This window comes from Spirillospora sp. CA-108201, from assembly GCF_050936235.1.
Classification (GTDB): Bacteria; Actinomycetota; Actinomycetes; order Streptosporangiales; family Streptosporangiaceae; genus Spirillospora.
Map to the genome: position 1 here is coordinate 827,964 of NZ_JBNJNE010000001.1, position 25,156 is coordinate 853,119.

The following is a 25,156-nucleotide window of genomic DNA, read 5'->3' on the forward strand; positions in this document are numbered from 1 at the left end:
GCCGCCCTCCCCGCGCGGGCGGCTCACCCCCGCGTGACGGCGGCGGGCGGGGGCGGGGTCCAGCGCGCGTTCTTCGGGGCGACCCCGAAGTCGGCCTTGAGCTCCGGGGGAACGGCGTAGTGCATGACGCGGCCTCGCGTCAGCGACGACAGCTCCAGCATGGTGACGAGGTGGCCGAGCCGGTCGGAGATCTGCTCGGCCCACGGCCCGCGGTCCTCGACCCACTCCAGGGCGCCCAGCAGGGCCGGGGCGATCCTGATGAGGGAGTCGAACCGCGTGCGGGGGACCTGGAGCCAGTCCGCGGACGTGTCGCCGATGAGGTAGCGGATGAGCGCGGGCACGACCGGGTCGAGCAGCGTCCCGGGCACGACCTCCTCGTACAGGTCGATCAGCTGCCGGGTCAGGTGCGCCCCCTCGGGGGAGGGGCCCATGTGGCGCACCATGTACCGGTCGGAGAACTCCCTCGCCGCCTCCAGGTCCGGGGGGATGCTGCCGGGCTCGATGCCGAGGATGACGCCGACGACGCGCCAGGCGTAGTAGTAGGCGTCCGCGCCGTCGGCCGTGATGTGGACGCCCATGCGGTGCAGGGCGTCCAGGACCTGGATGCTGAACATCATCAGCCCGCCGAGCATGTCCTCCTGGCAGATCGCGACGGGCTCGGGCCAGCGGTTCTCCTCCTTCAGGTGCCGGCGGATGGAGGCGTGCAGCAGCCGGACCTTCTGCGCCGCCGGGAGGAACCGCCCGCCCGCCTGGAACGCGTCGGGCCGCATGAGGTAGACGGTGAACTGCCCGGTCTCGGCCATCCGCCGCGAGGGGTAGGCCAGTGAGTGCGTGGCCGACAGCAGTCTGGCCACGTGCGGGACGACGTAGCAGGCCGGCATCGCCGCGAACGACAGGGCGGTGGAGACGTGCACGTCGTTGTCGACGAAGAACCGCCGCGCCTGCTCCATGACGCCCCAGTCGATCCAGTCCGGCGGGGCCGCGGTCGCCTGGAGGTAGTCGCGCGCCGCGTCCGGCAGGCCCTCGGGGAGCGCCTGGCCGGACGTCGTGAACCAGCGCATGAGGGTGTTGTACCTGCCCACCTGCCCGCCGCTGAACAGGGCTTCGACGGTCGCGTCGGCGAGCGGGTCGCCCTTCAGCCGCAGAGCGTCCATGTACCGGTCGGTGTAGTCAGTCATCGGCGGTCACCTCGCAGATCAGTCGGGCCAGGGCGTCGGCGGCGTCCGGCCGGGTGCCGGCGAGCGCCGCGCGCGCGGCGCTCGCGCGTTCGTCGATCATCTGCCGGACGCGGGCCGGCGCCCGGGAGCGGAGCATGATCTCCCGGATCTCGGCGGCGCCGGCCGGGGTGAGCGGCCCGTCCAGCAGGTCCCGCAGGCGGCGGCGGTCGGGCTCGGGGGCTTCGGTCAGGGTCAGCGCGAGCAGTGCGGTGGGCTTGCGGCCGGCCAGGTCGTCCAGGAGCGACTTGCCGGTCCGGCACGGGTCGCCGAACACGCCCCACAGGTCGTCCCGCAGCTGGAACGCCTCGCCGAGCGGACGGGCGTAGGCGGCCAGCGCGGCCAGCGTCGGCGCGGCGGCCCCGCCCAGCACCGCGCCGATCCGCAGGGGCCCCTCGACGGTGTAGGAGCCGGTCTTGAACCGCACGATCGTCAGCGAGCGGGCCACGTCCGGCGGCGCGCCGGTCCGCAGGATCTCCAGGCACTCGCCCGCGACCAGCTCGCGGCCCATCGCCGTCCACAGCGGCACCGCCCGGCCGAGGAAGGCCCGCGGCAGGCCCGAGCAGTGGAACAGCTGCGCGGCCCACGCGACCAGCAGGTCGCCGACCATGATCGCGAGGGCGTCGCCGAGCTTCTCCTGCGCGCTCGGCCGCCCGCGCCGCATCGGGCTGCGGTCGATGACGTCGTCGTGGACGATCGCCGCGGCGTGCACCAGTTCCAGGGCCGCGGCGGCGCGGACGACGGCGTCGGTGTCCGGCTGCCCCGCGGCGCGCCACCCCCAGTAGCAGAACGCCGGGCGGATGCGCTTGCCGCCGTCGACCGAGATCCGCAACTGGTCGGCGACGGGCTCCAGCTCGCCGTCCAGGGCGAGCAGCTCGGCGACCTCCGCCTCGACGAACTCCTCCAGCGCCCGGTCGACCCGGGTCCGAAGGTCAGCCATCCTGGGGCCGCGCGGCGGCCTGGCGGGCCAGGACCTCCATGTGCGCCTCCGGAGCCGCGCCGCTGCGCCGCAGCGCCAGCTCTCCGCGCGCGCGGAGCTCCTGCCGCACCTCGGCCGGACCGGGCATGCGCCGGGCCAGGCCCCGCAGTCCCTCCGCCACCACGTCGGCGACCCCGGCCGCCAGGCAGAGCGTTTCGTTACGCGGACCGGCTCTTCCATCAGACTGCGCCATCGTCACCTTCCGCTCATTCGTAGTCGCAGTCAGTGATATCAGGAAAGCGGTGGGACACCACCGAAACGGGCTGTGAGGACTGCCTCGCCGCCGCATGACGGAATAGTCACTCCCAGAGTGTTGCGGCGGGGGACGCGTCCCGGGCGCCGGTCCAGGGACGGAGCTTCTCGGGGTTGCGCACCGCCCAGATGCGCCTGATCCGTCCGTCCGCGATCTCGAACGCGTAGACCGTCACCGTGACGCCGTCCTGCCGGGCGATCAGGCCGGGCCGGCCGTTGACCGTGCGCTCCAGGAGCGTGACGCCGGCCACCCGGCGGATGAGTCCGGCGATCGCGTGCGCGATCCGCTCGCCGCCCTCGATCGGGCGGAGCACGGTCTTGACCAGGCCGCCGCCGTCGGCGGTGAGGACGGCGCGCGGGTCGAGGAGGCCGATGAGGGCGTCGACGTCGCCGGCCTCCAGCGCCCGCCTGAAGTTCCTGACGACACCCGCGCGGCCGCTGGCCCGGGCCGCGGGCGGCGTGGAGGCGCGGAGGCGGCGCCTGGCCGAGGAGGCGAGCTCGCGGCAGGCCGCCGGGGTGCGGCCGGTGATCTCGGCGACCTCGGCGAAGGGGTAGCGGAACACGTCGTGCAGGATGAGCGCGACGCGTTCGGCCGGGGTCATCGAGTCGAGCACGACGAGGAAGGCCATGCCGACCGACTCGTCCAGGAGGCGGTAGGAGAGGCCGATCAGCCGGCGCCGCTCGCCGATGACCGCGCTCGGGCCCGCGCCGGGCCGGTCGTGTCCTGCTGGCGGATGGTCGGTCATGTCCCGCTGGCTCCCTGGATCGGATGCGCCCTCACCACTTCGACGAGACACCGCGCCGGAATGTCAGGCCGCCGCACGGCCTGACATTCCGGCGGGCCGCGTCGTCGGACTGGCGACGCGGCCTCGTCCGAGGCCGCCGCGTTCGGCGCGACAAGGAGATGATCATGCCTGCACGCGGCGCGGCCCCGGTGGCCGGGCCCGGGGACGGCACGGCAGGGGCGGCGGGCCCGGACCCGAGGCGGTGGCTGATCCTCGCCGTCATCGCCGCCGCCCAGCTCATGGTCGTCCTCGACCTGACCGTGATGAACCTCGCGCTGCCGTCGGCGCAGCGTGCGCTGGGCTTCTCGGCCGCCGACAGGCAGTGGGTCGTCACCGCGTACGCGCTGTCGTTCGGGAGCCTGCTGCTGTTCTGCGGACGCCTGGCCGACCTGGCCGGCCGCAAGGCGACCTTCCTGACGGGGCTCGTCGGCTTCGCGGCGGCCTCCGCCGTCGGCGGCGCCTCGGTCGACTTCCCGATGCTGGTGGCGGCGCGCGCCTGCCAGGGGGCCTTCGGCGCCCTGCTGGCGCCGTCCGCCCTGTCGCTGCTGACCACGACGTTCCAGGACCCCGGGGAGCGGGCCAGGGCGTTCGGCGTCTACGGCGCGGTCGCGGCCGCGGGCGGCGGCCTCGGCCTCCTCCTCGGCGGCGCGCTGACCTCCTCCCTGTCCTGGCGGTGGTGCATGTACGTCAACCTGGTCTTCGCCGCGATCGCGATCATCGGGGGAGCGGCGCTGATCGGACGGCAGCGGCGAACGCCGGGGGGCCGCGTGGACGTTCCGGGCGTGATCGCGGTGGCCGGCGGGATGCTCTGCCTGGTCTACGGGTTCTCCAACGCCGCGTCCCACCGCTGGGGCACCCCCTCGACCTGGGGCCTTCTCGCGCTCGGCGTCGCCCTGCTGATCGTGTTCGCGGCCTGGCAGACCCGCGCCGCGCACCCCCTGCTGCCGCCCCGCATCGTGCTCGACCGCGCCCGCGCCGGCGCCTACCTGACCATCCTGATCAGCGGCGCCGGCACGTTCGGCGTCTTCCTGTTCCTGGTCTACTACATGCAGGTGACCCTGGGGTACTCGGCCGTCGGGTCGGGGCTCGCCATGCTGCCGATGGTGGTGCTCAGCGGCGCCGTGGCCGTCCTCGGCAACACCAGGCTGATGCCGCGGTTCGGCCCCCGTCCGATGGTCGTCGCCGGCATGCTGCTCGACGCGGCCGCCATGGTGTGGCTGACGAGGATCGGCATGAACTCGGCCTACGGGACGACGCTGCTCGGGCCGCTCATGGTGATCGGCGCCGGCATGGGCCTCATCTTCGGCATGGCGGCCGCCGCCGGCACCTCCGGCGTGGCGCCGCGGGACGCGGGGGTGGCCTCGGCGAGCATCAACACCGGGCAGCAGCTCGGCGGCTCCATCGGCACCGCCCTGCTCAACACCGTCGCGGCCGGCGCCACCAGCGGCTACCTGGCCGACCACCCGCACGGACGGCCGACGCCGCAGATGCTCCAGCTCGCGGCGGTCCACGGGTACACCACGGTGTTCTGGTGGTGCGCCGGCATCTTCGCGGCCGGCGCCCTCGTCTGCGGCGCGCTCCTGCCCCGCGGCCCGCTCGCCCGCCCCGCGGAGGCCGCGCCGCGCGAACCGTCCGGAGAGGCCGTCGCGGCAGGTCAGCATGGACGGACACCGTCTGGTTATGAGTAACCAGGTGACGTCCTTGAGGAACGGACCTCGTGGTCGCGGAGCGGGCCGACGGCCAGGCCGCCGGCACGGCAGGTCGCCACCACGGCGGGGAGGGCGCCGAGGGACGCCGTCCACGCGCCCGGCGCCGAGGTGGCGTCGCTGTCGTGCAGGAGGAGCGTCGCGCCGCCGTCCAGGCCCGGGGAGAGCTCGGCCAGCACGGAACGGGGCGTCGCGGAGGCCGTCCAGTCCTTGCCCCAGGCGGTCCAGAGGACCGGCCGGAGGCCGTCGCGGTGGGCCGCGAAGAGGGCTTCGGCGGTGAGGACGCCGTACGGGGGCCGGTACCAGGAGGGGGCGACGCCGCAGACGTCCTCGATGAGGCGGACGGTGCGGCGGACTTCGGCGCAGACGCGTCCGGGGCGGGTCCTCAGGGCGTTGTCGTGGTGCCATCCGTGGACGGCGATCTCGTGACCGTCGGCGACGATGCGTCGGCCCAGGGACGGGGCGCGCTGGAGCATCGCGCCGAGGACGAAGAAGGTCGCGCGGCAGCCGAGACGGGACAGCTCGTCCAGGAAGAGGGGCGTGGAGCGGGCGTCGGGCCCGTCGTCCAGGGTGAGCGCGACATGGCGCGCGTCGCCGCGGCCGGCGAGACGGGGCGTCAGGAGGCGGACGGGCGGAAGCCAGGTCGCGGCGGGCAGGGCGTGCGCCAGGAGGACCCCGGCGAGTGCCCGCGTCAGATGCGACATGGGACCAGTTTCACAGGGGGAGGCATCGCATGGGCAAACGGCTCCTCATCCTCACGGCGGCCATGGGGGCGGGCCACGACGTCGTCGCGGGGGAGTTGGCGCGCCGGATCGCGCCGCGGGGCGTGGAGGTGTGCGTCGTCGATGTGCTGGATCTGGTGCCGCTGCGGCTCGGGCGCGGGCTCAGGCGGATGTACGGGGCGATGCTGCGCGGGGCGCCCTGGCTCTACGAGTGGATCTACCAGGCGTACTTCGTGGCGCCGCGCCCGCCGCCCGCGTCGCCGCTCACGGTGCTGATCGCCCGGGGGCTGGAGCGGCGGGCGCTGGAGCCGCCGGACGCGGTGGTGTCGACCTTCCATGTCGCGGCGCAGGTCGCGGGGTGGATGCGCGCGCGCGGGCGGCTTGCGGCGCCGTCGTTCGTGCTGGTGACCGACTTCGCCGCCCACCGGATGTGGTGGCACCCGGGCAACGACCGCTACCTGTGCCCGGACGACGTCTCGGCGCGCGCGGTCGCGGAGCGGACGGGGTGCTCGGCGAACCGGGTCGCGCCCGTGGTGCGGCCCGGGTTCCGCCACGCCGGCGACGGCGGACGGCTGCGGGCCGCGGTGGGCGCGCGGCCCGGGGAGCGCATCGTGCTGATCTCCGCGGGGGCCTGGGGCATCGGCCGGGTGACCGAGACGGCCCGCGGGCTCGCGGCGTCCGGCCGGTACCTGCCGGTCGTGCTGTGCGGGCGGAACCGGCGGCTGCGGGCCCGGGTCCGCAGGGGCGGGGCCGGGCACGCCCTCGGCTGGCGGGACGACATGCCCGGTCTGATGGCGGGCGCGTACGCGCTGGTCGACAACGCGGCGGGGCAGACGTGCCGGGAGGCGTTCGCGTGCGGGCTGCCGGTCGTCTCCTACCGGCCCATCCCCGGCCACGGGCGTGAGGGCGCCGAGGCGATGGCGCGGGCGGGCCTGAGCGACCTCGCGCGGTCGCCCGCCGAGCTCCTGGAGGCGCTGGACGGGCTCGGGAGCGAGCGGGTGCGCGGGACCCGGGCGCGGCGGGTGGAGCTGCTGTTCGACGCCGTCCGTGCCGATCACGTCATTCGCGCCGCGTTGGGGTGACGGCGCGCTCGTCGTGCAGCAGGGGGGACCGGGCGATGACGGCGCTGCCGACCAGGATCAGCACGATGCCGAGGATCTCCGCGATGATCCACAGGCCGGTCCGGATGCTCTCCTCGAAGAGGCCGACGCCCAGCAGGATGCTGGCGGCCGGGTCCGTGACCGTCAGGGCGGGCTGGACGGCCACCAGGCTGCCGCTCTGCAGCGCGTTCTGGAGCAGGTAGAGGCTCACGACCCCCGCCGCGGCCATCGCGTAGAGCTCCCATGACGTCAGGACGGCGGCGATCCCGTCGGAGAAGTCGCGCGTGGCCGTCCTCATGAACGCGGCCGTCAGCGCGAAGCCCAGGGACGTCGTGACGCCGAGCAGCACGCCGCGGGCCGGGCCGCGGATGGACCACGCCGCCGCCACCAGCGCGGCGGCGCAGCCCACCGTGGCGGCCGTCGCGATGATCCACTCGCCGGGTCCCGGCACGCCCAGGCCCTCGCTGGGGGCGGCGGCGATGAGCAGCGCGGCCAGCCCCACGGTGAGGACGCCGACCCCCGTCCACGGCACCTGGCGCAGCCCGCGCGGCGGAAACCACGCGATGAAGATCATGGTGAACGGCAGCTCGGAGGCCAGCAGCGGCTGGACCAGTGCCAGTCCCGCCATCGACAGCGCCGCGGCCTGCAGGACGAACGCGGCGATGAGCGCGCCCACGCCGCCGATCCAGAGCGGCTCTCGCAGCAGGTCGAGGATCAGGGACGGCTTGAAGGCGTCGTCCTCGGGCGCGGCCCGGGCGGCCCGCCGCTGGAGCACCGACGCCAGGGCGTTGGCAGCTCCGCCGAGCAGGCTCAGGATGACGGCGATCACTGGTCCGCGTCCTCGTCCCGCGATGCCAGCTCGCCCGGTTTGCCGAGATACGGCGACCGGCCGAGGACGACGATCCCCGCCACCATGCCCGCCAGCCCCAGCGCCTCCAGGGCCAGGTCACGGGTGGACAGCCGGATCCCCTCGCCGAAGACCGCGATGCCGAGCGCGATCGCGGTCAGCGGCTCGGCCGCCGTGCTGGCGGGCAGCGAGATGCGCAGCGGCGCCGCGTCGAAGGCGCTCTGCGCGAACAGCAGGGCCAGGGCCCCGACGCACACCAGGCCGTAGGGCTGCCACGTGGTGAAGGCGGCGGGTATGCCCCGGCCGAAGAGCAGGACGACGCTGCGGGTCAACGTGTCCTGGAGGCCGAAGAGCAGCCCGGCGGCCGAGGCGAGCAGCATCGCGCGGACGCGCAGGTCCCGGTGGCCTCCTCCCACCGCCACCAGCGCGGCGAGGATCAGCACGACCGCCCCGCCCAGCCAGCGGAAGGACAGCGTGCCGGGCGGCGTGCCTCCGTGCGGCCGCCCGACGCCCAGGAACAGCGCGACCCCGCCGGTCAGCATCAGCGACCCCAGCAGCGCCCGGACGCCGAACGGCTCCCGGTAGATCACATGCGCGGCGATCAGGGCGAAGACGAGGTTGACGGTGAGCACCGGGGTGGCCTGGGTGACGCCGATGAGGTCCAGCGCGAAGGCGAAGACGAGCTGGCCGGCGATCATCAGGGCGATCCCGCCCAGCCACAGCCGGCTGTGCAGCAGGTCGAGCAGCAGGCTCGGATGCAGGATCCGCCCCAGCGGCTCCTGGAAGGCGGCGTGCTGCTGCGCCACGAACCCCAGTCCGATGAGGCAGGCCGCCACCACCGCGACGGCCACCCCGAGAAGGCTCATCCTGATTCACGATTCCCCCGCCGTGACTCTCGCGAGCGGTCCTCTACCCGGGTCCGGTTGTCCGAATCCGGCTTCCCGTGCAGACCGAAACAAGGAGAGACGATCTTTGCCAGGTCGGGCGGTACGCGCCCGCGGGGCCCCGTCGCAGTTCACGGTGCGCGCGGCCGGATCTGTGGCCATCCCCACAGGCTTGAAATGCGACTTTTGAATTCCGATTAAAATATGATCAAGCCGTGCACCTGACCCAGTCGACCGACCTGGCCCTGCGCGTGCTGATGCTGCTGGGCGCGCGGAACGAGCGGCGGTCCGCCGCCGAGCTCGCCGAGCTGCTGCGGGTCGCGCCGCAGCACATGGCGAAGATCGTCCAGCGGCTCCGCCGGGAGGGGCTCGTCAGCACGACCCGCGGCCGCGGGGGCGGCGTCGTCCTCGCGGGCGGGGTGCCCGACATCCCGGTCGGCGAGATCGTCCGAGTGCTGGAAGGGCCCGGCGAGGCGGTCGAGTGCGACAGCCCGCCCTGCCCGCTGCGCGGCGGCTGCCGCCTGCGCGGGGCGCTGCGGGCGGCCCAGGAGGCCTTCCTGGCGTCGCTGGACCAGGTGCGACTGCGTGATCTGGTGGCCGATCCGACCGGACCGGTCCTGCTCTCCCTGGCGCCCCCGGCGTCCGCCGGCGCGCCGCCCCTCGCGGAGGAAGGTCCCTGATGCTCTCGTCCGACCACGCCGAAGTCGTGCGCGCCACCCTGCCCGCCGTCACCGCCAACGGCGCCGCGATCACCGGCGGGTTCTACGCCGCGATGTTCGCCGCGCACCCCGAGCTGCGGAACCTGTTCAACCAGGGCAACCAGGCCAACGGCGAGCAGCGCCGCGCCCTGGCCGGCTCGGTGGCCGCGTTCGCCGAGCACCTGGTGACCGAGGAGTCGGCCGTCCCCTTCCAGCGGATCCTCTCGCGGATCGCGCACAAGCACGCCTCGCTCGGCGTCCGCCCCGAGCAGTACACGATCGTGGGCCGGCACCTGATGGACGCGGTCGCCGAGGTGCTCGGCGACGCGGTGACGCCGGAGGTGCACGCGGCCTGGTCCGAGGTGTACTGGCTCTTCGCGACGCTGCTGATCGCGGAGGAGGCCCGCCTGTACCGCGACGCCGCCTGCGATCCGGCGGCGCCGTTCCGGTTGTGGCGCGTCACCGAGCGGCGGGACGAGGCCGAGGACGCCGTCTCCCTCGCCCTCGCCCCCGCCGACGGCGGCGCGGTGCCCGCGCACCGGCCGGGCCAGTACGTCTCCGTCGCGGTCACGCTGCCGGACGGTCTGCGCCAGCCCCGCCAGTACACGCTGTCGGGGGCGACCGAGGAGACCGTTCAGATCACGCTGCGGCGCGTGCGGGGCGGCGCCGCCGCCCCCGACGGCGCCGTCTCGACGTTCCTGTTCCAGGACGCCGCCGTCGGCGACGTGGTGGAACTGTCCCCGCCGTTCGGCGACGTGGTGCTGGAGGACGACGGCGATCCCCTCGTCCTGATCAGCGCGGGGATCGGCATCACCCCGGTCGCCGCGATGGTCGGCCACCTGGCCGCCGGACGGCCGGACCGCCGGGTTCTGGCCGTGCACGCCGACCGGAGCCCCCGCACCCACGCGCTGCGGCGGCAGATCGCCCGGGCGGGCGCCAGGATGACCGGCTTCCAGCAGCTGACCTGGTACGAGGACACGGACGGGGACGAGGGGCGGGAGGTCCGGGCCGGCCGCGTCGACGTCGCCCGGCTGCCGCTGCCGGACAAGGCCCGCGTCTTCATGTGCGGGCCGATCCCGTTCATGCGCGAGATCCGGCGCGGGCTGGCCGACGCGGGCGTCTCGGACGAGCGCGTCCACTACGAGGTGTTCGGCCCCGACCTGTGGACCACGGGCGGCTGAGCCCCGCGGGCGGGAAGCCGCCACCGTTAATCTGCGGGATGTGACTCCGTGCGCACCGCCGGGGCCGCCCCGTCACCCCCGATCCGTTTCCGGGTGGATGATTGACGAGGCCGCAATTGGCAACAGGTGCCCTGGTGAGATGAGAGGGATCTGGGGCGAGAGGCGCCCGTTCAGGGGATGACCGGCATTCCGGCAGGTGGTGGTCGTGCTGGTGGTGATGAGGCGGCGGCCGCACGGGCGCCGCCCGCGGTGGCGCCGCGCCGCCGCGCCTCGTCGTGGACACGCACTTCCACGGCGACCACACGTTCGGCAACTGCGTCTTCACGCCCGAGGCCGTCGTGGTCGCCCACGAGGGCACGCGGGAGGAGGCGATCCTCGCGGACCTGCACCTCACGGGCCTCTGGCCGGACGTCGACTGGGGCGGCCTCCGGCTCGAACCGCCGGCCCTCACCTACGAGCGGCGGATGACGCTGCACGCCGGGGACGTGCGCGCCGAGCTGTTGCGCCTCGGCCCCGCCCACACCCGCGACGACACCGTCGTGTGGCTGCCGGACCAGCGCGTCCTGTTCGCCGGGGACCTGGTCATGTCGGGCGTCACCCCCTTCTGCATGATGGGCTCGGTCGAGGGCTCGCTCCGCGCGATCGAGACGGAGCGGTACCTGCGCTGGACGCGCGACCTGGCCCGGCGCGGCCTCTCCGACGGGCCGGACCCGCGCCGGCGAGCGCATGGCCGTCCGCGAGGCCGAGGCGGCGTTCGGGCGGGGCGAGTGCTTCGTCGAGCGCTACCTCGACCGTCCCCGGCACGTCGAGACGCAGTGCCTGGCCGACCGGCACGGGAACGTCGTCGTGGTCTCGACCCGCGACCGCACCCTGCAGCGCCGCCACCAGAAGATCGTCGAGGAGGCCCCGGCGCCCTTCCTGACCGAGGACCAGCGGCGGACGCTGTACGAGTCGTCCAAAAGGATCCTGCGGGCCGCCGGATACGTCGGCGCGGGCACCTGCGAGTTCCTGGTCGCCCCCGACGGGGCGCTGTCCTTCCTGGAGGTCGACACCCGGCTCCAGGTCGAGCACCCGGTCAGCGAGGAGGTGACCGGTCTCGACCTGGTCGGGGAGATGTTCCGCATCGCCGAGGGCGAGGCCCTCGGCTACGGCGGCCCGGCCCCGCGCGGCCACGCGATGGAGTTCCGGATCAACGCCGAGGACCCGGGCCGCGGCTTCCTGCCCGCGGCCGGAACCCTCGCGACCTGGCGGCCCCCTCGGGCCCGGGCGTGCGCCTGGACGGCGGCTGCGCCGAAGGTCAGGAGATCTCGGGACGGTTCGACTCCCTGCTCGCCAAACTCATGGTCACCGGAGCGACCCGCGACGTCGTCCTGCGGCGCGCCCGCCGGGCCCTGACGGAGTTCGAGGTGGCCGGGATCCCGACCGTCCTGCCCTTCCACCAAGCGGTCGTCGAGGAGGAGGCCTTCACCGGCGAGCCCTTCGGCGTCCACACGGCCTGGATCGAGTCCGGCCAGGCGCCCTCGATCCCGCCCTGCCCGGACCCCGCGGAGGCCCCCGCCCCGTCCGCGCGCAAGCCCGTCACCGTCGAGGTGGACGGCAAGCGCGTCGAGGTCGTCCTGCACACGGCCCCAGGCGCTCCGGCGGCCCCCTCCCGCCGCAGAACGCGCAGGGCCAAAGCCAAGGAGCGCGACGGCGACGCCCTGGTCTGCCCGCTCCAGTCCACCATCGTGAAGGTCCTCGTCGAGGAGGGCGACGCCGTGGCGGCCGGCGACCCCGTCGTCGTGGTGGAGGCGATGAAGATGGAGCAGCCCCTGACCGCTCACAAATCCGGCGTCGTCTCCGCGCTCGACGCGGGCCCGGGAAGGCCCGTGGCCAATGGCGCCCAGATCTGCCTGATCCGCTGATCGCGTGTCCGGCCGCCCGGCGGCGGCCGTCTATCGAAATTGCACTGGATCGGTTCGCTTAAGTGAACCGGATGCCTTAATGTGCGCGGGCCGACCAGTACCTCGTTCTCGAGCATCGAATTCCTGTGATTCGCTTGCCATGTGAGGAAACTGATAGGAAACTTAACTATCAATAGTCCCCCCGCCCCAAGGACTCCCCATGTCAGTGCGGACACCTCTGCGCCCCTCGCCGGCCGTGGCGACCGAGCGCCCGGCCCGTTACGCCCTCGCGGCAGGACGGCTCTTCCTGGGCTGGACCTTTCTCTGGGCCTTCCTCGACAAGCTCTTCGGCCTCGGCAAGCCCACGGAGAAAGGCTGGCTGGCCGGCGTCTCGCCGTCCAAGGGATTCCTCAGCCATGCCGAGGGCCCGTTCAAGGAGATCTTCCACGCGATGGCGGGAAGGGCCTGGGTCGACGCCCTCTTCATGCTCGGGCTCGGCGGCCTCGGCGTCGCGCTGATCCTCGGGATCTGCCTCCGCCTCGCCGCGATCGGCGGCACGGTCCTCCTCCTCATGCTGTGGGCGGCGTCCCTCTGGCCGGACACCAACCCCTTCATGGACATGCACTGGATCTACGCCGCCACGCTGATCGCCGCCGCGCTCGCCGACGCCGGAGGGACGCTCGGACTCGGACGGTTCTGGGAGAGGCTCCCGGTGGTCCGCAGCCACCGGCTCCTCCGCTGACGGCGGGGCGCAGGCGCGTCGCCGCACCTGGAACCGGTGTCACCGAAGCACCGGAAGCTCGCTGGAGAAAATCCGTTCCCCATCAACTCGCGTGCCCCTCCCATTGGCCGCGCTCGCCGCTCCGGCGGATGGCGGGAGGCCATTGTGACCTGGAGGAAATAACTGCGAGTAATGGCGTAGGTGCATACTGTTCCTGCAGTCCGAAAGGAAGGAACTCATGGACCTACAAATGATCCAGTCGAGCGTCGAGGCGCCGTCCGAGACCTCCGCCGACGCCGTCTTCACCGGCACCGCGGTCTTCGTGGCGCACGGCCAGGTGATCCTCAACGCCACCTCGAACGCGTTCACCTTCGGCACGCGCGTCGTCGCCTCCATCGTCGAGATCGACAACGCCGGCGTCCCGTTCATCGGATCGGCCCGGATGACCGTCCACAACGTCCGGCCGTACCAGGGAGGCGTGCAGGTCTGGGCGAACATCGAATGGAACACCAACCTGCGCGTCCGGGTGAGCTACCTCTGGGAGACCTGATCCGGCTCCAGCGTCGGGTCCGCAGTGCCGCCCACTGCGCCGGCGCGCACGTCCACGCAAGGGGTCCCGGCCATGGCCGGGACCCCTTCCACTTGCGGCGGACGACGGCGGCAGAGGCCGTGCCGCCCGCGGATCGCTCACCGTGATCATCTGATCGCCGTTTGTGCGTCCGCGTGGAGGGGATCTTCGTCCTGCGGGGGCATCCGGCCGTGTCGGCTCGCGGCGCCTTCACCCACCGAGAGGACCGGACAGGCGAGTCCAGGGGAGGCACGGTGCCGGCGCTCCATGACGTTCTGCAGCGGTTCCGCCCTGCCGGTGCGCCCGGCCCGGCGGCGGCCGTCCCCTCCGAGCACCGGGCCGTGGAGGACGAACTGGAACCGGTCTTCGCCCGGTTGGAGCCGGCGGAGCGGGAACGGCGGCGCACCGTGGCGGCGGCACACGAGCGGGCGCGGCGGCTCACGGACCAGGCCCGCCGCCGGGCGGCCGGCCTGGTCGAGCGGGCACGGAAGGCGGCGACGGGGGAACGGGCCTCCGCCGCGGCCGAGGCGCTGCGGGCCGCCGAGGCCGACGGGCAGCGGTGGCGGGCCGCCGCGGAGGACGAGGCGAGACGGATCCGGGAAGCCGCGAACACCCGGCTGGACGGCCTGGTCGCCCGCGCCGCGGATCACGTGGAAGGCTTTCTGGACGAAACGAGGCCGTCGCCGTGAGCGCGGGCTTCGTCGCCGGCCAGGTCCGGGCCCGGGCGCTCGCGCGGAACGTGCTCGGCCCCGAGCCGGCCAGGGCCGTCGCGCGGGCGGGCTCCCTGGCCGAGGGGGTCGCCGGCCTCGCGCCGACCCCCTACGGGAAACGTCTTCCCGGCGCGCCGACGCTGGACGCCGCGCAGCACGCGGTCGCGGACTCGCTGCTCTGGCATCTGCGCGTGCTGGCGGGCTGGCTGCCGCCTCGGGGCGTGACCGCCCTGCGGGCCCTGGCCGGATGGTTCGAGATCGCCAACGTCGACGGCCTGCTCCAGCGCCTGGAGGAACGGCCCGCCGAGGAGCCGTACGCGCTCGGTGCGCTCGCGACGTCCTGGCCAGTGCTGGCGGACGCCCCGGACGCGGGTTCGGTGCGCGAGCGCCTCGCCGCCACGCCGTGGGGCGACCCCGGGTCGGCCGACCCGTACGACATCAGGCTGTTCCTGCGTCTGTCGTGGGCCTCGCGCGTCTCCGGCCTCGACGCGCGGACCGGGGGTTGGGCGACGGGCGCGACGGCCGTCCTCGTCGCCGGCGAGCGGTTCGGCGACGGCAGGGAACTCCCCGATGCCGCCCTCGTGCGGGCACGGAGGTTGATCGGCCGTGCGGCGGTGGAGGCGCCCAGCGTGCCCGCCATGGCCGGCCGGCTCGCCCGGGGCGCCCGCTGGTCCCTTGAGGGCGTCGACGACGCGGCCGGCCTCTGGCAGGCGGAGGTCCGCTGCTGGCGGCGGCTGGAGCAGGACGGCGACACGCTGCTGCGCGGCTCCGCGTTCGGTCTCGGCCCGGTCCTCGGGGCGGCGGCCGTCATGGCCGCCGACGCCCGGCGGGTGCGCGCCGCGCTGGAGGCGGCGGCGCTCGGCGGCGGACGGGTGGAGGCCTACGATGAGGTGGCCTGAGAGCCTGTGGCCGGTGCGGATGGCGCGCGTCGCGGTCGTGGCGCCCGCCGAGGCGCTGCGGGACGCCCTGGCGCGGGTGGCCGACGCCGGGGTGGTCGAACTCGATCCCGGACGCCGCCCGCCGGGCGGAGGCAGCGGCGCCTCGTCCCCACCGCGGCGGGCGGGTGCGGCGGACGTCGAACCGGCGCTCCTCGCGTCGGCCCCCGATCCGCGCCGGCTGGCCGAAGGGGATCGCCCCGACCTGCTCGAAGGCGAAGCGCAGCTGCGGGAGCGCGCCGCCGCCGCGGTCCGCAGGGGGCACGTGGCCGCGGTCGCCGGCTGGATGCCCCGCGCGGCTCAGGCGGCGCTCGCCGCCCGGCTCGCCGAGGTCGGCGCCGCCCTGGTACGGCTGCCGCACCCGCGCGGGGTGGACGCGCCGTCGCTGCTGCCGGGGGAGGACCGCCGGGAGAGCCTGCGCGGCTCTCTCGTCCCGCTGGTGGCGACCTACGGGCCCGTCCCGTACGCCGACCTCGATCCGACCCCGCTCGCGTGGGCCGCCTACGTTCTGATGTTCGGGATCATGTTCGGCGACGCGGGCCACGGGCTGCTGCTGCTGGCGGTCGCCGCTGCCCTGCTCGCGGGACGCCCGCACCTGCCGGCCCGCTGGTGGCGGGCGTGGCCGTTCGTGCTGGGGGCCGGGGTCACCAGCACGGTCTTCGGCGTGCTGTACGGGGAGTTCTTCGGCCCGACGCGCGTCGTGCCGCGGCTGTGGCTGTCGCCGCTCGACAGCCCGGTCGAGCTGCTGGTGTCCGCGGTGGGCCTCGGAGCCGTGCTGCTGGCCGGGGCCTACGCGCTGGGCATCGTCAACCGGTGGCGGGAAGGGGGCTGGTCCGCCGCCCTGTACGAGCCCTCGGGCGTCTCCGGCGCGTCGGTCTTCCTCGGGGCCGGCGCCCTGGCCGCGGGCGCCCACTTCCATCGGCCCGCCGCCGCCGTCGCCGGCGCGGCCGTCGCGGTCGCCGGGCTGGCACTGGCCTTCACCGGTTTCCTCGCCAGAGCGGGCGGCGGCGGCACGGGCGCGGTCGAGGCGGTCGTGGAGCTGTTCGACCTGGTCGTGCGGCTGGGCGCCAACGTGGTGTCGTTCGCGCGGCTGGCGGCCTTCGGCCTGACGCACGCGGCGCTTGCCGCGGTCGTGTGGACGGGGACCGCCGCGCTGTGGCACCGCGGCGGCGTCCCGCGCACCGCCTCCGCGGCCGTGTTCGTCCTGGGGACGGCGCTGACCTTCGCCCTGGAGGCGCTCGTCGCGGGGGTGCAGGCGCTCCGGCTGGAGTACTACGAGCTGTTCTCCCGGCTCTTCACCACGCAGGGCCGGCCGTTCCGGCCCTGGCACATTCGCATGACGGCAGAGGAGGTGGACGCCCCGTGTCCACGGATGTGATGGCGGCCGGGCAGGTGGCGGCCGCGAACTGGGCCCCGTTCGTGGGCGCCGGGATCGCGGTCGCCGGGGCCTCGATCGCCGCCGGCGTCGCGGTCGCCTACACCGGCGCCGCGGCGCTCGCCGCGCTGAGCGAGCGCCCCGAGCTGTTCGGCCGCGCGATGGTCATCGTCGGGCTCGCCGAGGGCATCGCCATCTACGGTCTGATCATCGGCATCATCCTGATCGGGAAGGCATGACCGCGCCCGGTCGCGTCGCCGTGCTGGGGGAGCGGGCCCGCGTGGAGGGCTACGGCCTCGCCGGGGCCCTGGTCAGCCCGGCGGACGGCCCGGGTGAGGTCCGGGCCGCCTGGGAGGCGCTCGGCGACCGGGCGGCCGTGGTCGTGCTGACGCCCGCCGCCGCCGCGATCCTGGAGGAGGCGCGCCGCCGGCGCCCCGAGGTCATGACCGTGGTGATGCCGCCATGAGCGCCGGCCGGCGCGGGGGAGCGCGCTCGCCCCGGTGCGCGAGGCGCTGGCGGAGGCGGCCCGCGCCGAGGCCGCCCGCCTGGTCGCCGGCGCGGAGCGCGACGCCGGCGCGATCGTGGGCGAGGCCCGTGCCGAGGCGTCCCGCATCCTGGACGGCGCGCGGGCGGAGGGGCGCGCCGACGGGGCACTGGCCGCCGCGGCGGCCCGCTCCCGGGCCCGCGCGGCGTCACGGGCGGTCGTCCTCGGCGCGCGCAGGCAGGTCTACGAGGAGCTGCGCCGCCGGGTCGGCGCCGAGGTGCGGACCCTGCTCGGCGGCCCGGACGCGCCCGCGAACGAGGAGGCGCTGGCGGCGCGGGCCCGCACGCTGCTCGGAGCCGGCGCGCTGGTCGAGCGGGCGCCCGGCGGCGGTCTGGTGGCCCGCGCCGCCGGCGCGGAGGTGGACCTGTCCGCAGGCGCCCTCGCCGATCGGGCGATGGCGGCCCTCGGGACGGAGGTGGCGGGCCTGTGGGCGCCGAGGTGACCCGCGTCAACGGCCCCCTCGTGGAGACGGCCGGCATGAGCGGCGCCGCGATGAACGACGTGGTCGAGCTCGGTTCCGCTCGCCTCCCCGGCGAGATCGTCGCGCTGGAGGGCGACGCCGCCACCGTCCAGGCCTACGAGTACACCGGCGGCCTCGCCCCCGGCGCGCCCGCCGCCACGACCGGACGCGCCCTGTCCGCGCCGCTCGGCGCGCACCTGCTCGGCGGCGTCTTCGACGGCCTGCTGCGCCCGCTGAGCGGCGCCGGGGTCTGGCTCGACCCCGCGGCCCGCGCCGCGCGGGCGGACGACGGCCGGGCCGAGTACTGGCCGATCCGGCGGCCGCGGCCCTACGCCGAGCGGCTGGACGCCGGCGCGTCCCTTCACACCGGCCAGCGCGTCATCGACCTGCTCTTCCCCGTGCCGTTCGGCGGGACGGTCGCCGTGCCCGGCGGCTTCGGCACGGGCAAGACGATGCTGCTCCAGCAGGTCGCCAAGTGGTGCGACGCCGACGTGATCGTCTACGTCGGGTGCGGCGAGCGCGGGAACGAGATGGCCGACGTCCTCGAAGAGCTCGCGGAGCTGGGCGACCCGCGCACGGGCGGCCGGCTCGCCGACCGTACCGTCGTCATCGCCAACACCTCCAACATGCCGATGATGGCCCGGGAGGCGAGCGTGCACAGCGGCGTCACCGTGGCCGAGTACTTCCGGGACCAGGGCAGGGACGCCGTGGTCATCGCCGACTCCACCTCCCGCTGGGCCGAGGCCCTGCGGGAGTTCGCCTCCCGGACCGGGGAGCTGCCCGGCGAGGAGGGCTACCCGGCCGCGCTGCCGTCCGCCCTCGCCGCCTTCTACGAGCGCGCCGGGCGCGTCCGGACACGGGACGGCGCCGAGGGATCGGTCACCGTCGTCAGCGCGGTGTCCCCGCCGGGCGGCGACATGACCGAGCCCGTCACCGCCTACACCGAGCGGTTCGTGCGGGCGCGCTGGAGCCTGGACAAGGATCTGGCGTACTCGCGTCACTATCCGGCGGTCTCGTGGTCGGGGTCCTTCGCACGGGACGTCCCGGCCCTCGCCCGCGGCCACGCCGCCGCAGGGGACCCCGGGTGGGCGCGCCGCCGGGCGCGCACGGCGGGCCTGCTCGCCGAGGCCGACCGCCTGACCGCCCTCGCCGAGCTCGTCGGCGCCGGCACCCTGCCCGCCGCCGAACGGGTGACGCTCCTGGCCGGGCGCCTGCTGCGGGAGGGCGTCCTGCAGCAGAGCGCCCTCAGCGCCGCCGACGCGTCGAGCACCCCCGAGCGCACCGCCGCGCTGGCCGACGCCGTCCTCGCCGTGGTGGACCGGTGCCAGGACCTGGCCGGCGAAGGCGTCGCCGTGGCCGCGATCGAGGACCTGGACTACTCGCCCCTCGTGCGGGCCCGCGAGGACGCCCCCGCCCCGGCGGACGTCCGCGGCCGCCGCGACGCGGTCCTGAGCAGGCTGGAGGGCCTGCGGTGACCGGTTGGCCGAGGCCGTCCTACACGGGGATAGCGCGGGTGCGCGGCCCCCTCGTGGTCGTGACGGGCGCCGGCGGCGTGGGGTGGGACGAGTTCGCCGAAATCCGGGTCGGGAGACGGGGCGCCGGGGCGGCGAGCGAGCCCGCGCAGGCCGACCGCCACGGGCTCGTGCTGGACACCGCGCGCGACCGGGTCCTGGTGCAGGTACTGGAGGGCACGGGCGGCATCCGCACCGAGGGCATGCGCGTCACGTTCAGCGGCGCGCCGCTGCGCGTCCCGGTCGGGACGGCCTGGCTCGGGCGGGTCTGCGACGGGATGGGGCAGCCGCTCGACGGCGGCCCGCCGGTGCTGGGCGGCGCGGGCGCCCCCGTCGCCGGGGTCCCCCTCAACCCCGTGCACCGCGAGCCGCCCGCCGAGCCGGTGCTGACCGGGATCTCCGCCGTCGACGCGCTCACCACGCTCGCCAGGGGCCAGAAGCTGCCGGTGTTCTCCCGCGCGGGCCTCCCGCACCTGGAGCTGGCCGCCCAGATCGCGGCGCAGGCGTCGGCGGGCGGCGAGCCGTTCTGTGTCGTCTTCGCCGCGATGGGCCTCACCCACGCCGACGCCGCCGCCGTCCGGGAGACCCTGGAAGGGCGGGCCGCGTCCGGTGAGCTGGTGCTGCTGCTCAACCTCGCCGACGCACCCGTCATCGAACGGATCGTCACGCCCCGCATCGCGCTGACCGTGGCCGAGCACCTCGCCTTCCAGGAGGGACGGCACGTCCTGGTCGTGATGGGCGACATGACGTCGTACTGCGAGGCGCTGCGCGAGGTGTCGGCGGCGCGCGGGGAGATCCCCGCGCGCCGCGCCTACCCCGGTTACCTCTACAGCGACCTGGCCTCCCTCTACGAGCGCTGCGGGCGCGTCCGCGGACGTCCCGGATCGGTCACGCTCGTCCCGGTGCTGACCATGCCCGGCGGCGACATCACCCACCCCGTGCCCGACCTCACGGGCTACATCACCGAGGGCCAGATCGTCCTGTCCGGCGACCTGCACGCGCTCGGCGTCTACCCGCCCGTCGACGCGCTGGAGTCGCTGTCGCGGCTCATGCGCAAGGCCGCCGGGCCGGGCCGCACCCGCGCCGACCACCTCGACGTCGCCGCGCAGACGACGGCCGCCCTCGCCGGAGCGCGCCGCGCCCGCGAACTCGGCGAGCTCATCGGGGCCGGGGCCCTCGGCGACACCGACCGCCACTACCTCGACTTCGAGCGCGTCTGCCAGAAGACCCTCATCTCCCAGGGCAGGACGGAGTCCCGCCCGCTGGAGCAGACCCTGGACCGGGCCTGGCGCGCCCTCGCCTCGCTGCCGCGCCGCGAACTCACGATGCTGCCCGGCGAGATGATCGACGATCACCTGGGCCGGGAGCGGTGAGCACCGGACCGCGGGGACGCGCGGGACGGCTCTGGCTCCGGCGGCGCATCGCGTCCGCCGAGGCCGCCCTCGACCTGCTGGAACGCAAGCTCGGCATCCTGCGGGACGAGCAGGACCGGCTCCACCGGCTCGCCCGCGCCACGGGCGGGGAATGGGAGCGCCGCTGCCGGGAGGCCGACCGGCTGCTGGCGCGCGCCGCGCTGCTGGGCGGACGCCGGGTGCTGCCCCTGGCCTCGACCGGCGATCGGGCCGGGCTGACCGTGGAGCACGGCACGCTCATGGGCGTGACCTACCCCCGGCGCGTCGCCTTCGACCTGCCCGACCGGCCCGCGCCGTCCCCGTCCGGCATCGCCCTGGCGCCCGCGCGGCGGGCCTCCCGGGCCGCGCTCGAAGCCGCCTGCGCCCACGCCGCCGCGACGGCCGCGGCCGCCGCCGTCGACGCCGAGGTGACCGCGACGCGGCAGCGGGTCCGCGCGATCGAGCGCCGCCGCCTTCCCCGGCTGCGCTCCGACCTGGACCAGATCGAGGTCGCCCTGGAGGAGCGCGAACGCGAGGACGGCGCCCGCCTGCGGCTGCTCGCCGGCCACGACGGCCGCCCCTGAGCCCGGGCGGAGCTGCTAAGAGGCCGTCAAGTTCCGCCAAAACTCCCTGAACAGGGGCTTTGCTTCGCGTGCTCCTGGAAGGAAGACGACCATGGGCGACGTCGTGTTCGTTCTGCTGACGCTGGCGGTCTTCGTCCTGCTCGTCCTCGTGGTGAAGGGGCTGGAGAGGCTGTGACGGCGGAGAACGCGATCGGCCTCGCGCTGGCCGCGCTCCTGACCGTCTTCATGATCGTCGCCCTGCTCTTTCCGGAGCGTTTCTAGATGAACCCGACCGCCGCCGGGATCGTCTTCATCGTCACTCTCGTCCTCGCCCTGGCGGCGGTGTACCGGCCGCTGGGCGACTACATGTACCGCGTCTACACCGGGACGGCGCACGCACGGGCCGAGCGGGTGATCTACCGGCTGGCCGGAGTCGCCCCGGACGCCCAGCAGACCTGGCCCGTCTACGCGCGCAGCGTCCTGGCGTTCTCGGCCGTCGGCGTCCTCTTCCTGTACGGCCTCCAGCGGCTGCAGAACCACCTGGTGCTGAGCCTGGGGTTCCCGCCGGTCGCGCCCGACCAGGCGTGGAACACGGCGATCAGCTTCGTCACCAACACCAACTGGCAGTCGTACGCGGGCGAGTCGACGATGGGCGACCTCGTGCAGATGGCGGGGCTGGCGGTGCAGAACTTCGTGTCCGCCGCCGTCGGCATCGCGGTCGCCGTCGCGCTGGTGCGGGGCCTCGCCCGCGAGCGGACGGACCGCCTCGGCAACTTCTGGGTCGACCTGGTCCGCGGCACCCTGCGGATCCTGCTGCCCATCGCGTTCGTCGCGGCCCTCGTGCTGGTCGCCGGCGGGGTGGTGCAGAACTTCTGGGACCCGGCCCGCCACACGGTGCACACGATCGCGGGCGGCGCCCAGACGCTGACGGGAGGCCCGGTCGCGAGCCAGGAGGCGATCAAGCTGCTGGGGACGAACGGCGGCGGCTTCTACAACGTCAACTCCGCCCACCCGTTCGAGAACCCCGCCGCCTGGACGAACTGGCTGGAGATCTTCCTGCTCCTGGCCGTCGCGTTCGCGCTGCCGCGCACGTTCGGCCGGATGGTCGGCGCGAACGGGCAGGGCTACGCCGTCGTCTCGGTGATGGCGACGCTGGCGATCGCCGCCGCCGTGCTCATGCAGGTCTTCCAGCTCATGCACCACGGCACGGTCCCGACCGCGGCGGGCGCCGCGGCGGAGGGCGTGGAGACCCGGTTCGGGGTGCCGGACTCCGGGGTGTTCGCGAGCGGCACGACGCTGACGTCGACGGGCGCGACGGACTCGGCCCACGACTCCTACACCAGCCTCGGCGGCATGATGACGCTGGCCGGAATGATGCTGGGCGAGGTCGCGCCCGGCGGCGCCGGCTCGGGCCTGTACGGGATCCTCGTCCTGGCGGTCGTCACCGTGTTCGTGGCGGGGCTGATGGTGGGCCGCACCCCCGAGTACCTGGGCAAGAAGATCGGGTCCCGGGAGATCAAGTTCGCCGCGCTGTACTTCCTGATCACACCGATCCTGGTGCTGGCCGGCACGGGCCTGGCGATGGCGACCGGCGACGGGAGGGCCGGGATCCTGAACCCGGGGCCGCACGGGCTGTCGGAGGTGCTGTACGCGTTCACCTCGGCGTCCAACAACAACGGCTCGGCGTTCGCCGGCCTGACCTCCGGCACCCTCTGGTACAACACCGCGCTGGGGCTGTGCATGGCCCTCGGCCGGTTCCTCCCCATGGTGTTCGTGCTGGCGCTGGCGGGTTCGCTGGCGCGGCAGGGCCGTGCCCCCGCCTCGGAGGGCACGCTGCCCACGCACCGGCCGCAGTTCGTCGGGCTGGTCGTCGGCGTCACCGTCGTCCTCGTCGCGCTGACGTTCCTGCCCGCGCTGGCGCTGGGGCCGCTCGCCGAAGGCGTCCACACATGACCGCGCGGGTCCGCCGCTCGCCCGGGCCCTCACCGCCGGAGCGCGGCGGCGTGCGGGGCGGCCGCGCGCGGGGCGGCCTGCTCGATCCGGGGCAGGTGCTGAGGTCCCTCCCGGACGCGCTGGTCAAGCTCGACCCGCGCACGCTGTGGCGGAACCCGGTGATGCTGATCGTCGAGGTCGGCGCGGTGTGGACCACGGTCCTGGCCGGCCTGCATCCGAGCCCCTTCGCCTGGCTGATCGCGGTGTGGCTCTGGCTGACCGTGCTCTTCGCCAACCTCGCGGAGGCGGTCGCCGAGGGCCGGGGCAAGGCGCAGGCCGCCTCCCTGCGCAGGGCGAAGACCGACGCCGTCGCCCGCCGCCTGCCCGACTGGACCGCCGGGCAGGAGCAGGTCCGGGAGGAGGCGGTCCCCGCCCCGGACCTGCGGGAGGGCGACCACGTCGTGGTGGAGGCGGGGGAGGTCGTCCCCGGCGACGGGGACGTGGTCGAGGGCATCGCGAGCGTGGACGAGTCGGCGATCACGGGGGAGTCGGCGCCGGTGATCCGGGAGTCCGGCGGCGACCGCAGCGCGGTGACCGGCGGGACGAAGGTGCTGTCGGACCGCGTCGTGGTGAAGATCACCCAGCGCCCCGGGGAGTCGTTCATCGACCGGATGATCGCGCTGGTGGAGGGGTCGAGCCGGCAGAAGACGCCGAACGAGATCGCCCTGCACATCCTGCTCGCCGCCCTGACGGTCATCTTCCTGCTGGCGGTGGCGACGCTGCAGCCGCTGGCGATCTTCTCCAAGGCCATCAACCCCGGTGTGCCGGATTCGCCGGCTCTGGATGCTCATGGGGTCACCGGGATCGTGCTGGTGTCGCTGCTGGTGTGTTTGATTCCGACGACGATCGGGGCGTTGTTGTCGGCGATCGGTATCGCGGGGATGGATCGGCTGGTGCAGCGCAACGTGCTGGCGATGTCGGGGCGTGCGGTGGAGGCCGCGGGCGACGTCAACACCCTGCTTTTGGACAAGACCGGCACCATCACCCTCGGCAACCGGGAGGCGGCGGCGTTCCTGCCCGTCCAGGGCGTCGGCGAGGACGAGCTGGCCGACGCGGCGCAGCTGTCCAGCCTCGCCGACCAGACTCCCGAGGGACGCTCGGTGGTGGTCCTGGCCAAGCGTCGCCACGGCCTGCGGGAACGCTCGCCGGGGGAGCTGACGCAGGCGCGGTGGGTGCCGTTCTCGGCGCAGACCCGGATGAGCGGCGTCGACCTCGGCGAGCCCGGGGAAGACGGGCCCGACCGGATGCTGCGCAAGGGCGCGGCAGGGGCGGTCGCCGAATGGGTGCGCCGCCGGAGCGGGACCGTGCCCGCCGAGTTGAGCCGCGTCGTGGACGGCATCTCCGCCTCCGGCGGCACCCCGCTCGTCGTCGGGGAGGTCGTGCACCGCACGGCGAGGGTCCTCGGAGTGATCCACCTCAAGGACGTGGTCAAGGCGGGGATGCGGGAGCGGTTCGAGGAGATGCGCCGGATGGGCATCCGCACCGTCATGATCACCGGGGACAATCCGCTGACCGCCAGGGCGATCGCCGACGAGGCCGGCGTGGACGGCTTCCTCGCCGAGGCCCGGCCGGAGGACAAGCTCGCCCTGATCAAGAAGGAGCAGGCGGGGGGCCGGCTCGTCGCGATGACCGGGGACGGGACGAACGACGCCCCGGCGCTCGCCCAGGCCGACGTCGGGGTCGCCATGAACACCGGCACCTCGGCCGCCAAGGAGGCCGGGAACATGGTCGACCTGGACTCCGACCCCACGAAGCTGATCGAGATCGTGAAGATCGGCAAGCAGTTGCTGATCACGCGCGGCGCGCTGACCACGTTCTCCATCGCCAACGACATCGCCAAGTACTTCGCGATCATCCCGGCGCTGTTCGTGACGCTCTTCCCCGGCCTGGACGCCCTCAACGTCATGCGGCTGCCCAGTCCGCAGTCGGCGATCCTGTCGGCGGTGGTGTTCAACGCGCTGATCATCGTCGCGCTGATCCCGCTGGCGCTGCGCGGCGTGACGTACAAGCCGAGCAACGCGTCCCGGCTGCTGTCGCGCAACCTCTACGTCTACGGCCTCGGCGGCGTCGTCGCCCCGTTCGTCGGGATCAAGCTCATCGACCTCGTCATTCAGCTACTTCCCGGGATGTCATGA

25 protein-coding genes and 2 pseudogenes are annotated in these 25,156 nt (G+C 74.6%); 20 read left to right on the forward strand and 7 right to left on the reverse strand.

Translation table 11 applies throughout. The features are described from left to right. Positions 1–23: 23 nt before the first annotated feature. The 4 genes from ACQEU6_RS04000 to ACQEU6_RS04015 form a co-directional block, all read right to left on the reverse strand. Positions 24–1,178, reverse strand: a complete 1,155-nt coding sequence (locus ACQEU6_RS04000; protein ID WP_499329230.1) for an oxygenase MpaB family protein — start codon at positions 1,176–1,178, stop codon at positions 24–26. Beyond that, entirely contained in the window at positions 1,171–2,154 is a 984-nt protein-coding gene (locus ACQEU6_RS04005; RefSeq protein ID WP_499329231.1) for a polyprenyl synthetase family protein, read from the reverse strand. Before ACQEU6_RS04005 ends, ACQEU6_RS04000 begins: the two co-directional genes overlap by 8 nt. Next, positions 2,147–2,386: a hypothetical protein gene (locus ACQEU6_RS04010; protein ID WP_499329232.1), complete on the reverse strand. Its 240-nt coding sequence runs from the start codon at positions 2,384–2,386 to the stop codon at positions 2,147–2,149. Before ACQEU6_RS04010 ends, ACQEU6_RS04005 begins: the two co-directional genes overlap by 8 nt. Before the next feature lie 106 nt (positions 2,387–2,492). Then, positions 2,493–3,191: a sigma factor-like helix-turn-helix DNA-binding protein gene (locus ACQEU6_RS04015; protein ID WP_499329233.1), complete on the reverse strand. Its 699-nt coding sequence runs from the start codon at positions 3,189–3,191 to the stop codon at positions 2,493–2,495. Positions 3,192–3,355: 164 nt separating this feature from the next. On the opposite strand from ACQEU6_RS04015, the gene ACQEU6_RS04020 reads away from it, so the two are divergent. Then, positions 3,356–4,918: an MFS transporter gene (locus ACQEU6_RS04020; protein WP_499329234.1), complete on the forward strand. Its 1,563-nt coding sequence runs from the start codon at positions 3,356–3,358 to the stop codon at positions 4,916–4,918. Here ACQEU6_RS04020 and ACQEU6_RS04025 read toward each other — a convergent pair. Further along, on the reverse strand, positions 4,909–5,640 hold the full coding sequence (locus tag ACQEU6_RS04025; protein WP_499329235.1) for a polysaccharide deacetylase family protein: 732 nt from the start codon (positions 5,638–5,640) through the stop codon (positions 4,909–4,911). The genes ACQEU6_RS04020 and ACQEU6_RS04025 overlap by 10 nt on opposite strands. A gap of 29 nt (positions 5,641–5,669) precedes the next feature. Between ACQEU6_RS04025 and ACQEU6_RS04030 the strand changes: the two genes are divergently transcribed. Next, on the forward strand, positions 5,670–6,740 hold the full coding sequence (locus ACQEU6_RS04030; RefSeq protein WP_499329236.1) for an MGDG synthase family glycosyltransferase: 1,071 nt from the start codon (positions 5,670–5,672) through the stop codon (positions 6,738–6,740). Here the strand turns inward: ACQEU6_RS04030 and ACQEU6_RS04035 are convergent. Then, positions 6,718–7,587 (reverse strand): DMT family transporter, encoded by an 870-nt coding sequence (locus ACQEU6_RS04035; RefSeq protein WP_499329237.1) that lies wholly within the window; start codon positions 7,585–7,587, stop codon positions 6,718–6,720. The two genes, ACQEU6_RS04030 and ACQEU6_RS04035, sit on opposite strands and share 23 nt — an antisense overlap. Further along, a complete protein-coding gene (locus ACQEU6_RS04040) occupies positions 7,584–8,471 on the reverse strand; it encodes a DMT family transporter (protein ID WP_499329238.1) in 888 nt (295 codons plus the stop codon). Before ACQEU6_RS04040 ends, ACQEU6_RS04035 begins: the two co-directional genes overlap by 4 nt. A 233-nt stretch (positions 8,472–8,704) precedes the next feature. Here ACQEU6_RS04040 and ACQEU6_RS04045 point away from each other — a divergent pair, with 233 nt between their 5' ends. The 18 genes and pseudogenes from ACQEU6_RS04045 (at position 8,705) to kdpB (ending at position 25,156) form a co-directional block, all read left to right on the forward strand. Then, a complete protein-coding gene (locus tag ACQEU6_RS04045) occupies positions 8,705–9,169 on the forward strand; it encodes an RrF2 family transcriptional regulator (protein ID WP_499329239.1) in 465 nt (154 codons plus the stop codon). Continuing rightward, positions 9,169–10,368, forward strand: coding sequence for a globin domain-containing protein (locus ACQEU6_RS04050; protein WP_499329240.1), 1,200 nt, complete (start codon positions 9,169–9,171; stop codon positions 10,366–10,368). The genes ACQEU6_RS04045 and ACQEU6_RS04050 overlap by 1 nt, the downstream gene beginning before the upstream one ends. A gap of 275 nt (positions 10,369–10,643) precedes the next feature. After that, positions 10,644–10,913: pseudogene (locus tag ACQEU6_RS04055) on the forward strand (MBL fold metallo-hydrolase); the annotation flags it as partial. A gap of 184 nt (positions 10,914–11,097) precedes the next feature. Further along, a pseudogene (locus ACQEU6_RS04060) lies at positions 11,098–12,272 on the forward strand (ATP-binding protein); the annotation flags it as partial. A 199-nt stretch (positions 12,273–12,471) separates the two neighbouring features. Then, the gene (locus ACQEU6_RS04065; RefSeq protein ID WP_499329241.1) at positions 12,472–12,993 is read left to right on the forward strand and encodes a DoxX family membrane protein; all 522 of its coding nucleotides are present in this window, start codon (positions 12,472–12,474) and stop codon (positions 12,991–12,993) included. Between the two features lie 217 nt (positions 12,994–13,210). Next, positions 13,211–13,522, forward strand: coding sequence for a hypothetical protein (locus tag ACQEU6_RS04070; RefSeq protein WP_499329242.1), 312 nt, complete (start codon positions 13,211–13,213; stop codon positions 13,520–13,522). A gap of 272 nt (positions 13,523–13,794) precedes the next feature. After that, positions 13,795–14,229: a hypothetical protein gene (locus tag ACQEU6_RS04075; protein ID WP_499329243.1), complete on the forward strand. Its 435-nt coding sequence runs from the start codon at positions 13,795–13,797 to the stop codon at positions 14,227–14,229. Continuing rightward, positions 14,226–15,149, forward strand: coding sequence for a hypothetical protein (locus ACQEU6_RS04080; protein WP_499329244.1), 924 nt, complete (start codon positions 14,226–14,228; stop codon positions 15,147–15,149). The genes ACQEU6_RS04075 and ACQEU6_RS04080 overlap by 4 nt, the downstream gene beginning before the upstream one ends. Then, entirely contained in the window at positions 15,136–16,563 is a 1,428-nt protein-coding gene (locus ACQEU6_RS04085; protein ID WP_499329245.1) for a V-type ATPase 116kDa subunit family protein, read from the forward strand. Before ACQEU6_RS04080 ends, ACQEU6_RS04085 begins: the two co-directional genes overlap by 14 nt. After that, on the forward strand, positions 16,548–16,799 hold the full coding sequence (locus ACQEU6_RS04090) for an ATP synthase subunit C (protein ID WP_499329246.1): 252 nt from the start codon (positions 16,548–16,550) through the stop codon (positions 16,797–16,799). Before ACQEU6_RS04085 ends, ACQEU6_RS04090 begins: the two co-directional genes overlap by 16 nt. Next, complete coding sequence (locus tag ACQEU6_RS04095; RefSeq protein WP_499329247.1) at positions 16,796–17,026, forward strand: hypothetical protein; 231 nt, start codon at positions 16,796–16,798, stop codon at positions 17,024–17,026. The genes ACQEU6_RS04090 and ACQEU6_RS04095 overlap by 4 nt, the downstream gene beginning before the upstream one ends. A gap of 34 nt (positions 17,027–17,060) precedes the next feature. Continuing rightward, positions 17,061–17,546: a hypothetical protein gene (locus tag ACQEU6_RS04100; RefSeq protein WP_499329248.1), complete on the forward strand. Its 486-nt coding sequence runs from the start codon at positions 17,061–17,063 to the stop codon at positions 17,544–17,546. After that, positions 17,531–19,039: a V-type ATP synthase subunit A gene (locus ACQEU6_RS04105; RefSeq protein WP_499329249.1), complete on the forward strand. Its 1,509-nt coding sequence runs from the start codon at positions 17,531–17,533 to the stop codon at positions 19,037–19,039. The genes ACQEU6_RS04100 and ACQEU6_RS04105 overlap by 16 nt, the downstream gene beginning before the upstream one ends. Then, the gene (locus ACQEU6_RS04110) at positions 19,036–20,448 is read left to right on the forward strand and encodes a V-type ATP synthase subunit B (protein ID WP_499329250.1); all 1,413 of its coding nucleotides are present in this window, start codon (positions 19,036–19,038) and stop codon (positions 20,446–20,448) included. Before ACQEU6_RS04105 ends, ACQEU6_RS04110 begins: the two co-directional genes overlap by 4 nt. Next, a complete protein-coding gene (locus tag ACQEU6_RS04115; protein ID WP_499329251.1) occupies positions 20,445–21,050 on the forward strand; it encodes a V-type ATP synthase subunit D in 606 nt (201 codons plus the stop codon). Before ACQEU6_RS04110 ends, ACQEU6_RS04115 begins: the two co-directional genes overlap by 4 nt. A 171-nt stretch (positions 21,051–21,221) precedes the next feature. Further along, positions 21,222–21,311 (forward strand): potassium-transporting ATPase subunit F, encoded by a 90-nt coding sequence (locus ACQEU6_RS04120; RefSeq protein ID WP_499329252.1) that lies wholly within the window; start codon positions 21,222–21,224, stop codon positions 21,309–21,311. Further along, positions 21,312–22,982, forward strand: coding sequence for a potassium-transporting ATPase subunit KdpA (gene kdpA, locus ACQEU6_RS04125; RefSeq protein WP_499329253.1), 1,671 nt, complete (start codon positions 21,312–21,314; stop codon positions 22,980–22,982). Beyond that, positions 22,979–25,156 (forward strand): potassium-transporting ATPase subunit KdpB, encoded by a 2,178-nt coding sequence (kdpB, locus tag ACQEU6_RS04130; RefSeq protein ID WP_499329254.1) that lies wholly within the window; start codon positions 22,979–22,981, stop codon positions 25,154–25,156. The genes kdpA and kdpB overlap by 4 nt, the downstream gene beginning before the upstream one ends.